The organism is Mesorhizobium robiniae (assembly GCF_040545535.1).
GTDB lineage: Bacteria > Pseudomonadota > Alphaproteobacteria > Rhizobiales > Rhizobiaceae > Mesorhizobium > Mesorhizobium robiniae.
Window position 1 is genome coordinate 241618 of record NZ_JBEPMC010000006.1, and the last position, 12547, is coordinate 254164.

Genomic DNA, 12547 nt, shown 5'->3' on the forward strand with positions numbered 1-12547 from the left:
ATCGCTGGCAGCGCGAAGGCGGCTGCAGCAAAAGCTCACTCTGCTGCCGCCGCTCCGAACCCAGCTCCCATCGTCGCGCGGACGGCGCCCGCCCAAGGCGTCGCGTGGTTGTCGATGCGCATCTGGAAGATGAAATAGGTCGGCGAGCAGAAGCCGATGCCTTTCACCTTAGCGGCGCCCGGCGTGTCCGGAGGTAGCGACTGGCACATATAATCCTCGCGGCAGAAATGATCGGCCGAGCAGGCCGGCCGGTTGCCGCGATTGACCGCGCCGCCGAGGCACTGGTCGAAATTGTTGGTCGCCACGCAAATGTCGAATTTCTTGCCGCCGACCAGCCCACAGATCTCGTTCGGCATCGGCTTGCCCGGCTTGAAGCCGGCAAAGGCACGATCCTTGTCGTCGCAGCCGCGATAGGCGATGCCGGCCGGCACGCCGATCTTCGGAGGGCGGCAGGTATAGGCGGTGCGCGAAATGTCGGTCGCGAAGGCGGCGAACTGGCCTGATATGCTGTAGCGATCGTTGAAAGGCTGCGCCGGATTGCTGGTGATCGAGCCGGTCAGGCATGGATGGCCGGAAAACATCTTTTTACTATCCTTGGGCAGCAGGCACTGCGCCAATTTGGTCCGCAGCCCCGACGCAGTCGCCAGCGGCGTGCAGACGGTGCCACCGCCGCATTGCCAAGTCGTGCCGAAACGGGCCGCATCCTCCGGCATCAGACATGGCATCGCCATCTCGGCCGGTGCGTAAGCGACCTCGCCAGCGTCCTTCCATGCGGCCGGCGGCGCGAAGGACAGCGGGCGGAAGCGGTTCGGCTCCTTGCCTTCGGCGGTCGCGCGCAGCCAAGCCTCGCGCCGCGGCACGTCGGCATGAAGATGCGGCGAGATGCCGACCTCGATGCGGTTCAGCGGCGAGGTCGTCTTGTCGTCGAGACCGATGAAATGGAAACCGGCGGTCGAACCCGCCTGATGGCAACCTTGGCAGGCGCCATTGTCCAGCCGCTCGACCAGCGCTTCCGGCGTGCGCACCAGTCTCAGCGCGGAATAGTCTAGCCCAGAAAAATCCGCGGGCTGGAAAAGCGGCGTGAATGGGTGGTTGGCCTGCCTTGCGCTGCCAAAGGTCGACCAAGAGATGATTTTCTTCGCCAGGAATTCATCCGGGATTTCGTAGACGCCGAGATCGACTGCCGTGAGATTGGCGCCGATGTAGTCGGCGAGTCTTTGCTTCAGCGCGGCGTCTTCCGACAGCAGCGCCACGTCAGGCGTGTTTTCCAGCGGCCTGTCGCTGACTTCGGCGCCGTCGATGCCGAAAATCCGCATGAGATAGGCGGCCTGTCCGCCGAATTCGGTCTCCTGGCCGGAGGGAAAGCGCACCACCTGGGCGTTGAGCTCGAGCTGCTTGAAGCTCAGCCCGCCCTTTTCAAGCGGCCCGCCGATGAGCCAGCCGGTATCGACGGTTTCATCGAGCTGCGGCGTCCATCGCCCGGCAACGCCGACGCAGCCGCCATCGGCGTCCGGCGCGGCGCTGTAGATGGCATTGAAATTAAACGGCAGGCGCGAGGCCAGAACCTTGCCGTTTTTCTTGAAGCTGTAGGCAAGGCGATAGATGAAACGCACCTCGCCGCAGCTTCCGTCACCCCGCATCTCGGCGAAATCGCGCCGATCGAGCCGGTTGACGACACCGACCAGCCGGAAGCGCGCGGCGTCGGTCTTCAGCCAGCGCATGTCCATGATGCGGCCGACATTGCCGTCGGTGACTTCGTAGAGCGGCCGCCCGCCAGCCTTCATCTCGGCCCGCAGCGCAGCGACATCGCCGGCAACCGTTTCGACGATCTGGTGATAGGCCGGCGCCTTGTCATAGAGCGTCTTCAGGTCGCCCTTGCCATCCACGCCGAAAATGCCGGCGAAACCAAAGCCTCTACTGTCGAGGGCCGCAAGCACGGCCGGATCGTCTACGATGATCACCGGACCTTCGGCACGCGCGAAATTGGCTGTGAAGAGGGCGGCGAAAATTACAGCGATCAAGGCGAGCCAGCGGTTCATCCAGCGATCATCCCATTGCGATTTTCTGCAAGCTCGCGCAGCACCGGCAGCAGCGCCAGCGGCAAGTCTTCGGCGATCAGCCCAGGTCCGAAACGGCTGCCGGCCTCGGCATGGATCCAGACCGCCGCGCAAGCGGCTTCGAAAGCCGGCATAGTTTGCGCCAGGAGGCCGGCAATGATGCCCGCCAGCACGTCGCCCGACCCGGCGGTGGCCAGCCATGGTGCGCCATTGCCGTTGATTGCCGCTCTACCATCGGGCGTCGCGATCACGGTGTCCGCGCCCTTGTAGACGACGATGGCGCCGGCGCGCTCGGCGGCAGTGCGCGCCTTGGCCAGCTTGGAAAGGTTGTTGTCTCCGGCGATGTCCGGAAACAGCCTGGCGAATTCGCCCTCATGCGGCGTCAGCACCAGCGCCGGCGCGTTCGAACGACGGGCGGCTTCGAACAAAGCGTTCGGCGCATCGCGAAACGATGTGATGCCATCGGCATCGAGCACCAGCCCGTCGACCTTTCCGTCTGGCCGCTGCTCGGTGGCCAGCACGCCGAGAGCAAAATCCCGTGTTTTTTCACCAACGCCAAATCCGGGTCCGAGGACAAAAGCCGACGGCCGGTGGCCGATGAATTCCTTCACGTCCGCGATTGTGTCGGCCTTATGCAGCATGATCGAGGTCAGATGCGCGGCGTTAACCTGCATGGCGTTCGCCGGCGATAGCACGGTCACCGCCCCTGCCCCGCTTCTGGCCGCGGCAAGCGCCGACAGCCGTGCGGCGCCCGTCGCCGATGGCCCGCCGGAAAAAACGCCGACATGGCCGCGCTTGTACTTATGGGCGTCGACGGCTGGAACCGGGAAATTCCCTATCCAAAGCAGCGGGGTGTTCTCGAAGGTTCGCGGTTCAAGCTGCGCAATGATGCCGTCGCCGATGCCGATGTCGGCAAGCACCAGCTCGCCGCACATTTCGCGCCCAGGCAACAGCAGATGGCCAGGCTTTTTTCGCGCGAACGTCACCGTGATTCGGGCGCGGAATGCCTGCCCGAGACTCTGGCCGCTCTCGCCTGACACGCCCGAGGGGAGATCGACCGCGACGACAGGCAGGTTCAGTTCTGTCGCGACCTCGACCGCCCTGGCGGCATCACCGGACAGCGGCTTGGACAGCCCTGCCCCATAGAGCGCGTCGACCACGATCGAACCTGCCTCGGCAATAAACGCCGACAGCGGCCGAGGCCTGACCGGGCACTCCGAAGCAGCGAGCGCCGCGTCGCTGCCAGGCCTAGGTGAGCCGGACGCCCACGCGGCTACGTCGACGCCGCTGTCATGCAGCAATTTGGCGACGACGTAGCCGTCGCCGCCGTTGTTGCCGGGACCGCACAGGACGTGGACCCGTCTGGCAGCCGGGAAATGGGCGAGCACCACCGCAGCGACCGCGGCCCCTGCACTGCGCATCAGGCCGATGCCGTCGCGTGGTCCGGTGGCGATCGCCAGCCGGTCGGCCTCGGTCATCTCGGCCGGAGACAAAAGCTCGTTGTTCATGGACTGCCGATCCGCATTGGCTCAGGCCTGATCCCTGTGTTCAAACCCCGGTGCTTGTGTTCAAAGATTGTCCAGTTTTCGGCTCTAAAGCAAACGGGCGCCGAGATGGCGCAATCTATAAGCACTTCGTTGGGGACAATGACGCCGCCGATACAGAATTTGCCTGCGATGTGTCCGATCTGCTCAATTATTGTGCAGACGGAAGCGCCGACAATGTGTAGGTTCCCAATATCCATGACGCATCCAACGCAGCGAATGACGCGAAATCACATCCTGACGCGGCATGGCACCGAAATCGCGTAATACCGCTTCGAATCCCCTCAAATTGGCACAGTTCGTGCTTGAAGGAGGCGCAAGCGGGGCTCACAACCCGTCTTTTTGGCAGTGGAGGCCACTTTTTACATGAAAAAGATCGAAGCGATCATCAAGCCGTTCAAGCTAGACGAAGTGAAGGAAGCGCTTCAGGAGGCCGGGCTGCAAGGCATAACCGTTACGGAGGCCAAGGGTTTTGGCCGCCAGAAGGGCCATACCGAACTCTATCGCGGCGCCGAATATGTCGTCGATTTTCTGCCAAAGGTGAAAATCGAAGTCGTGCTCGGTGACGACGCGGTCGAAGGCGCGATCGAAGCCATCCGCAAAGCCGCTCAGACCGGTCGCATCGGCGACGGCAAGATCTTCGTCTCCAACATCGAGGAAGTCGTGCGCATCCGCACCGGCGAAACAGGGATGGACGCGGTCTGAGGTTTCTGATTTCAGATCATTTCCTCGAAACGTCATCAGACAGGGAAACATGACATGACGACAGCCAAAGACATCATGAAGCAGATCAAGGACAACGATGTGAAATTCGTTGACCTGCGCTTCACAGATCCGAAGGGCAAGCTGCAGCACGTGACGATGGATGTCGTTGAGGTCGAGGAAGACATGTTTGCCGACGGCGTCATGTTCGACGGGTCCTCCATCGCCGGCTGGAAGGCGATCAACGAGTCCGACATGGTGCTGATGCCCGACACCGAGACGGTGCACATGGACCCGTTCTTCGCCCAGTCGACGATGGTCATCCTGTGCGACATCCTCGATCCGATCTCCGGGGAATCCTACAACCGCGACCCGCGCGGCACCGCCAAGAAGGCCGAAGCCTACATGAAGGCGGAAGGCATCGGCGATCAGATCTTCGTCGGCCCGGAAGCCGAGTTCTTCGTCTTTGACGACGTCAAGTACAAGGCCGACCCGTACAACACCGGCTTCAAGCTCGACTCCACCGAATTGCCGTCCAACGACGACACCGACTATGAAACGGGCAATCTCGGTCATCGTCCGCGCATCAAGGGCGGCTATTTCCCGGTGCCGCCGATCGACTCTGCGCAGGACATGCGCTCGGAGATGCTGACCGTGCTCGCCGAAATGGGCGTGCGCGTCGAAAAGCATCACCACGAAGTGGCCGCTGCCCAGCACGAACTCGGCATCAAGTTTGATACGCTGGTCCGCAACGCCGACAAGATGCTGATCTACAAGTACGTCGTGCACCAGGTCGCCAATGCCTATGGCAAGACGGCCACCTTCATGCCGAAGCCGGTCTTCGGCGACAACGGCTCCGGCATGCACGTCCACCAGTCGATCTGGAAGGGCGGCAAGCCGACCTTCGCCGGCAATGAATATGCCGGCCTCTCGGAGAGCTGCCTGTTTTACATCGGCGGCATCATCAAGCATGCCAAAGCGATTAACGCCTTCACCAATCCGCTGACCAACTCCTACAAGCGCCTGGTGCCCGGCTATGAAGCGCCGGTGCTGCTCGCCTATTCGGCCCGCAACCGCTCCGCCTCCTGCCGCATCCCATTCGGCTCGTCGCCGAAGTCCAAGCGCGTCGAGGTCCGCTTCCCCGACCCGGGCGCGAACCCCTACCTCGCCTTTGCCGCCATGCTGATGGCCGGCCTCGACGGCATCAAGAACAAGATCCATCCCGGCCAGCCGATGGACAAGGATCTCTACGACCTGCCGCCGAAGGAACTGAAGAAGATCCCGACCGTCTGCGGCTCGCTGCGCGAAGCCCTGCAGAGCCTCGACAAGGACCGCGGCTTCCTGAAGGCCGGCGGCGTCTTCGACGACGACCAGATCGACAGCTACATCGAGCTCAAGATGGCCGAAGTGATGCGCTTCGAAATGACCCCGCATCCGGTCGAGTACGACATGTATTATTCGGTCTGATCGGACGAGCTAACGATAAACAAAAACCCGCCGGAGCGATCCGGCGGTTTTTGTTTGGGCTGGAGAAAGCTCAATCGAGCAATTGGCCTCCCAAAGAGCGATCCACTCCCCAACGAGGTTGACGAAGGCGCTTTGGGATGAAGCGTGCCGGCGGGCGGATGCGATCCGTGACTTCCTCAAGCGCCGGACCGGCAGCACGACAACCGGAGATGTTGCAGGGCTCGCGGCCGAGCTCGGTCTTAGCCAGGCGACAGCGTACCGGCTGATCAAACTGTTCCGTACAGGCGGGACGGTCTTGTCGCTGGTGGATCGCAAACGCGGGCGGGCGGAGGGACACCGTACGCTTGACGGGAATCGCAATGGCTTGTCAGATCCGCTTTAGCTCGAGCGCATGGCGATGCCTACGCACGCGAGATGTGCGTTCGCGCTCCCCGCGTAGCCGCTTCCTTGTCAACGTTGATGATGTTCGATGTTTGTTCCAAGGCAAGCTGTCGGTTGTGATGGTCAGTTCAAAAAATTGACTTGTGCGGCACACCCGCTGCCTAGATGTTACGGACTTCGCATGAAGAGCCGATTACGAGGGGTAACCATGGTTCATACTGCACGCCTCCGCCACGATTCTCTGGCCGCCCCCTCAAGTAGAAACGTCGCTGTAAAATGGCTCGCCGCCGTGGCCTTCGCGGCGATCAGCTTGCTCGCGGCCCCGGCCGCACAGGCGCAGGAAGCGCCTCCCGCGCCCGTCGTCACGGTAGCCAAGCCGGTGGTGCGCGATATCGTCGAGGACGATGAGTTCGTCGGCCGTTTCGAAGCCGTCGACCAGGTTTCGCTGCGCTCCCGCGTCGGCGGCTATCTCGACCAGGTCCATTTCCAGGACGGTACGCTGGTCAAGCAGGGCGACCTCCTGTTCACCATCGACCAGCGGCCGTTCAAGGCGGCGCTGAACCAGGCGCAGGCGCAGGTCGACTCGGCCAAGACCCTGGTCGAATTCAGCAAGATGCAGTTTGAGCGCGCCGAGACCCTGTCGCGCGAAGGCAACATACCGGTTTCGACACTGGACGACCGCCGCCGCGAATATCTCGCCGCCCAAGCGCAACTGGACGGCGCGGAGGCGGCACTTGAAAACGCAAGTCTCGATCTCGAATTCACCGAGATCAAGGCGCCATTTGCCGGCCGGGTCAACCGCCGGCTCGTCTCGCCGGGCAATCTGGTGCAGGCCGACCAGACCGTGCTGACCACCATCGTCTCGATCGACCCGATCGACTTCTATTTCGACATCGATGAGCGGTCCTACTTCGCTTATGCGCGCGACGCCCGCGAGCGCGGCGGCGTCATGCAGGAGGGCGCCGGCGGCGTCGATGTTGTCGTCCGTGTCGCCGACCGTGATGAAGCAACGTTCAAGGGCAAGCTCGACTTCGCCGAGAACCGTCTGGACGAAGCTACCGGCACAATGCGGGTCAGGGCGCGCTTCGACAACAAGGACGGCGTGCTGCAGCCGGGCATGTTCGGCCGCATCAACGTGCCCGCCTCGCTGCCGCATCCGGGCGTGCTTCTGCCTGACGATGCGATCGGCGCCGACCAGAACCGCCGCATCGTCTTCGTTGTCGACGAGGCAGGCCTGATCTCGGCCAAGCCGGTTCGCACCGGCCCGCGCATCGACGGCTATCGCGTTATCCGCGAGGGCCTCACCGGCGAAGAGACCGTGGTAACCAACGGGCTGGTGCGAGTGCGGCCGGGCGTCACCGTCAAGCCCGAGATGACCACATTGCCGCCCAAGGTTGAAGCCGAAGGGCAGACGCAATGAACTTCGCCCATTTCTTCGTCAACCGCCCGATCTTCGCGGTGGTGCTTTCGATCGTGCTCGTGCTCGTCGGCGGCATCGCCTATACGCAGCTTCCGGTCGCGCAATATCCCGAAATCGCGCCACCGACCATCGTGGTGCGCGCCTCCTATCCGGGCGCCGACGCCGAGACGGTCGCCGCGACCGTGGCGACGCCGATCGAACAGGAAATCAACGGCGTCGAGCACATGCTCTACATGTCGTCCTATTCCTCCGGCGAAGGCTCGATGTCGCTCACCATCACCTTCCGCCCCGGCACCGATCTCGACGCGGCGCAGGTGCTGGTCCAGAACCGCGTCTCGATCGCCGAAGCGCGCCTGCCGGAAGAGGTGCGCCGGCTCGGCATCACCACGGCGAAAAGTTCGCCCGACCTGATGATGGTCATCCATATGCTGTCGCCCGACGACACATATGATCAGCTCTACGTCTCCAATTATGCGCGTTCGCGCGTGCGCGACGTCCTGCTGAGACTGGACGGCGTCGGCGACGTGCAGATCTTCGGCGAGCGCGAATATTCGCTGCGCGTCTGGCTCGACCCGGAAAAGCTGTCCGCCTACGGCATGACCGCAGGCGACGTAGTCCAGGCGCTGCGCGACCAGAACGTCCAGGTGTCGGGTGGCTCGATCGGCGCGCCGCCGATTGGCGACGGCTCGGCCTTCCAGTATACGGTCACCACGCAAGGGCGCTTCGAAGACGCGCGCGACTTCCGCTATGTCATAGTCAAGTCGACCGAGGACGGCCGCTTGATCTCCCTGCAGGACGTGGCGCGCATAGAGCTCGGCGCCAGGGACTACGTCACCAATTCCTATCTCAACAACAAGGCGGCGGTGGCGCTCGGCATCTTCCAGCGGCCGGGCACCAATGCCTTGGCCTCGGCGGAAGAAATCCAGGAGACCATCGCGGCGCTTTCGGAGGATTTCCCGAAGGGGCTGGCCTACGAGATCATCTACAATCCGACCGAGTTCATCGCCGAATCTATCAACGAGGTCTATGTCACCATCGCCGAGGCGATCCTGCTGGTGGTGATCGTCATCATCGTATTCCTGCAGTCGTGGCGCATGGCGATCGTGCCGATCGTGGCGATACCGGTCTCGCTGATCGGCACGCTTGCCGTGTTGCTAGCCTTCGGCTTCTCGCTCAACATGCTCACTCTGTTCGGGCTGGTGCTGGCGGTCGGCATCGTTGTCGACGACGCCATCGTGGTTGTGGAAAATATCGAGCGGAACATCCGGCTGGGGCTCGCTCCGCGCGCCGCTGCGCACAAGACCATGGATGAAGTGGGAAACGCGGTCCTCGCGATCTCGCTGGTGCTGATCTCCGTCTTCGTTCCGGCGGCCTTCATTCCCGGGATTTCCGGCCAGTTCTACTTGCAGTTCGCCATCACCATCGCGGTCTCCACCGCGATCTCCGCATTCAACTCACTGACGCTTTCGCCGGCTCTCGCTGGCGTGCTTTTCAAGCCGCACACCGAGGAACATTCGAACTTCTTCCTGGCAAGGTTCGGCCGCGCTCTGGCGAACGGGTTCAACAACGGGTTCGACAGGATGGCGGACGGCTATGCGTGGCTGGTGCACAGACTGGTCGGCACGACTCTGGCGCTTGCCGCCATGCTGCTCGTCTTCGCAGGCCTGCTCTACGCGACCTATCACATGCTGCAGACGGTGCCGCGCGGCTTCATCCCGAACATGGACCAAGGTTATGCGATTGTCGTCGTGCAATTGCCGGAGGGCTCGTCGCTCGCCCGAACGGACGCAATCATCCAGAAGGCGTCGGATATCATCCGCGAGACGCCGGGTGTCGCCAATGCCGTCGCCTTCGCAGGATTCAACGGCGCGACATTCACCAACGCCAGCAATTCCGGCGTGATCTTCGCGCCATTCAAGAGCTTCGAGGAACGGCTCGAGAGCGGCGATACTTCCGACAAGATCATCGGCACGCTGTTTGGCAGCCTGCAAAGCATCCAGGAGGCCTTCATCATCGCGCTGCCGCCGCCGCCAGTGCGGGGCATCGGCAACTCCGGCGGCTTCAAGATGATGCTCCAGGAGCGCAACAGCGCCGACATGCGGCCGATTCTGGCGCTGGCCAACGAAATCGCCGGCAAGGCCAACCAGACGCCCGGGTTGACGGGCGTCTTCACCACCTTCTCGGCCTCCAGCCCGCAATTCTTCCTGGCGATCGACCGCGACAAGGCGCGCATGCTGAACGTGCCGATCCCCAACATCTTCGAGACGCTGTCGATCAATCTAGGCACCGCCTATGTCAACGATTTCAATGCATTCGGTCGCGTCTACCAGGTGCGGGCGCAAGCCGACCAGGCTTTCCGCATCGATCGCGACGACATATTGAAGCTGAAGGTGCGCTCGGCGGCCGGCGACCTGGTGCCGCTCGGCACACTGGTCGAGATCCGCGACGTCACCGGTCCCTCGCTCGTGCAACGCTACAACATGTATGTCTCCGTGCCGCTTCAGGGCAATGCAGCGCCGGGTGTCGCCACGGGCACGGCGCTCGACCTGATGGAGGGGATCGCAGCCGAATCGCTGCCGCAGGGCACTTCCTTCGAATGGACTGAACTCGCCTTCCAGGAGCGACAGACCGGCAACACGGCGGTGTTCATCTTCGGCCTGTCGGTTCTGTTCGTCTTTCTGGTGCTCGCCGCGCTATACGAAAGCTGGATTACGCCATTCGCGATCGTGCTTATCGTCCCGCTCAGCGTGCTGGCCGCCCTCTTGGGCGTCGCCTTCCGCGGTCTCGACAACAACATTCTCGTGCAGATCGGGCTGATCGTGCTCATCGGCCTGGCGGCGAAGAACGCGATCCTGATCGTCGAGTTCGCGCGCCAAGGTGAGGAGCGCGGCCTTGACGCCGTCGAGGCGGCTGTCGAGGCCTGCCGGCTGCGGCTGCGGCCGATCCTGATGACGGCATTCGCCTTCATCCTGGGCGTGGTGCCGCTAGTGATCGCCAGCGGGCCTGGCGCGGAAATGCGCCAATCGCTCGGCACGGCCGTGTTCTCCGGCATGCTGGGCGTGACGTTGTTCGGCCTCTTCCTGACGCCGGTCTTCTACGTTGCTCTGCGCAGGACATTCCGGCGCAGGCGGCCTGAAGCCGGCCCGACCTTGGCTTCCGAGAGCGGCGCAGCCGAGTAGAGGCCGAGTTCAGGCTGAAAGTGGACCGACGGTATCGCTTGGCAGTTAATTTGAGACTCTCATGTCGATCATTCTCATAATTAACTGCCAAAATGAGCGAAACGAGCGCATTCTTACAATTAACTGCCAAGCGACAGTAGTCGCCTTGGCAAAACGCCGACGCGACGAGAGCGAGACACAGCGCAGACACGAAGTCTACGCTGTGACTGCATGATCAAGCGGCGGCCGAAACCTCGGCGCTGGTCGGGACGGAGGCAATCGTCTTCAGGATCTGCGAAGCGATCTGGTAGGGGTCGCCCTGCGAGTTCGGGCGGCGATCTTCCAGATAGCCCTTGTAGCCATTGTTGACGAAGGAATGCGGCACGCGGATCGAGGCGCCGCGATCGGCGATGCCATAGCTGAACTTGTTCCATGGCGCGGTCTCGTGCTTGCCGGTCAAACGCTTGTCGTTATCCGGCCCGTAGACGGCGATATGATCCATCAGGTTCTTGTCGAAGGCAGCCATCAGAGCTTCGAAATAGGCCTTGCCACCAACTTCGCGCATATAGGCAGTCGAGAAATTGGCGTGCATGCCGGAACCGTTCCAGTCGGTGTCGCCGAGCGGCTTGCAGTGGTATTCGATGTCGATGCCGTATTTCTCGGTGAGGCGCTGCATCAGATAGCGGGCCATCCACATCTGGTCGGCGGCCTTCTTGGAGCCCTTGCCGAAGATCTGGAATTCCCACTGTCCTTTGGCCACCTCGGCGTTGATGCCTTCATGGTTGATGCCGGCAGCGAGGCAAAGGTCGAGATGCTCCTCGACGATCTGCCTGGCGACGCTGCCGACGTTGCTGTAGCCGACGCCGGTATAGTACGGGCCCTGAGGCGCCGGGTAGCCGCTTTCGGGGAAGCCGAGCGGCCGGCCATCCTTGTAGAAGAAATACTCCTGCTCGAAGCCGAACCAGGCGCCCTCGTCATCGAGGATGGTGGCGCGCTTGTTGGAAACATGCGGCGTCACGCCATCCGGCATCATGACTTCGCACATGACGAGCACGCCGTTGGTGCGCGCGGGATCCGGATAGATGGCGACCGGCTTCAGCACGCAGTCGGACGAATGGCCCTCGGCCTGCATGGTCGAAGAACCGTCGAAGCCCCACAGCGGAAGCTGGTCGAGCGTCGGGAACTCGGCATATTCCTTGATCTGTGTCTTTCCGCGAAGGTTGGGAACCGGGGTGTATCCATCGAGCCAAATGTACTCGAGCTTGTATTTCGTCATTCTAGCCTCTCGTTGCTTTGATCACCGAACCCTGGACGGCGCCGGCGTGCCAGCCACCCTGCAGCCGACCTGCCGGATTATTAAAAAGCAATTCGTGTGCCATTCTCGCCGGCAAAGGATGCGACAAAACTGAAGCCGCACCCAACAAACTCGTCGTGCCGTCACCGCAATGCGTCCGGATCAATCACAAGCATATTTCGCCTAAATAATAGGCATTTACTGTTCTTTTTGTAATCATATTGCCTAACTCGGTTGCATAACCTATCTTTAGGAAAGATTGAATCGGCAAGGCTCTGCAGAAGAAAGGAGACCGACAATGGAAATCACTCCTGCTCGTCAGTCGGCCAAAATCCTGATGTTCCCGGTGGCAGCGCGCGCTTCTGCCTCAAATTTAAGCGGAAAGGCTAAGTTCGCGGCAGAACTTGCTTCATTGCGCAACCGTACGGATTTCGGAAGCGGCTGGTATCACGAAGCGGCCATCGATGAAGAGAAACAGGACCGGAAGAGCTAGGCCCTTCCTTCCGCATCGCTTCTGACGAATT

9 protein-coding genes are annotated in these 12547 nt (G+C 62.0%); 6 read left to right on the forward strand and 3 right to left on the reverse strand.

Annotation, left to right across the window (positions count from 1 at the left end; translation table 11 throughout):
- Positions 1-35 precede the first annotated feature (35 nt).
- On the reverse strand, positions 36-2039 hold the full coding sequence (locus ABID19_RS18380) for a hypothetical protein (RefSeq protein WP_354492388.1): 2004 nt from the start codon (positions 2037-2039) through the stop codon (positions 36-38).
- The gene (locus tag ABID19_RS18385; protein ID WP_354492389.1) at positions 2036-3565 is read right to left on the reverse strand and encodes an NAD(P)H-hydrate dehydratase; all 1530 of its coding nucleotides are present in this window, start codon (positions 3563-3565) and stop codon (positions 2036-2038) included. Before ABID19_RS18385 ends, ABID19_RS18380 begins: the two co-directional genes overlap by 4 nt.
- Positions 3566-3967: 402 nt before the next feature.
- Here ABID19_RS18385 and ABID19_RS18390 point away from each other — a divergent pair, with 402 nt between their 5' ends.
- From ABID19_RS18390 to ABID19_RS18410, 5 genes are all read left to right on the forward strand, one after another.
- Complete coding sequence (locus ABID19_RS18390) at positions 3968-4306, forward strand: P-II family nitrogen regulator (protein ID WP_006205430.1); 339 nt, start codon at positions 3968-3970, stop codon at positions 4304-4306.
- Between the two features lie 54 nt (positions 4307-4360).
- A complete protein-coding gene (glnA, locus tag ABID19_RS18395) occupies positions 4361-5770 on the forward strand; it encodes a type I glutamate--ammonia ligase (RefSeq protein WP_023799265.1) in 1410 nt (469 codons plus the stop codon).
- A gap of 118 nt (positions 5771-5888) precedes the next feature.
- The gene (locus ABID19_RS18400) at positions 5889-6152 is read left to right on the forward strand and encodes a helix-turn-helix domain-containing protein (protein ID WP_354492390.1); all 264 of its coding nucleotides are present in this window, start codon (positions 5889-5891) and stop codon (positions 6150-6152) included.
- A 309-nt stretch (positions 6153-6461) separates the two neighbouring features.
- Positions 6462-7571, forward strand: a complete 1110-nt coding sequence (locus ABID19_RS18405) for an efflux RND transporter periplasmic adaptor subunit (protein ID WP_435528742.1) — start codon at positions 6462-6464, stop codon at positions 7569-7571.
- The gene (locus ABID19_RS18410) at positions 7568-10750 is read left to right on the forward strand and encodes an efflux RND transporter permease subunit (protein ID WP_354492392.1); all 3183 of its coding nucleotides are present in this window, start codon (positions 7568-7570) and stop codon (positions 10748-10750) included. The genes ABID19_RS18405 and ABID19_RS18410 overlap by 4 nt, the downstream gene beginning before the upstream one ends.
- A 214-nt stretch (positions 10751-10964) precedes the next feature.
- Here ABID19_RS18410 and ABID19_RS18415 read toward each other — a convergent pair whose 3' ends face one another.
- Positions 10965-12005 (reverse strand): glutamine synthetase beta-grasp domain-containing protein, encoded by a 1041-nt coding sequence (locus ABID19_RS18415; protein WP_354492393.1) that lies wholly within the window; start codon positions 12003-12005, stop codon positions 10965-10967.
- A 316-nt stretch (positions 12006-12321) separates the two neighbouring features.
- On the opposite strand from ABID19_RS18415, the gene ABID19_RS18420 reads away from it, so the two are divergent.
- Positions 12322-12516, forward strand: a complete 195-nt coding sequence (locus ABID19_RS18420) for a DUF2735 domain-containing protein (protein ID WP_354492394.1) — start codon at positions 12322-12324, stop codon at positions 12514-12516.
- Positions 12517-12547 lie beyond the last annotated feature (31 nt).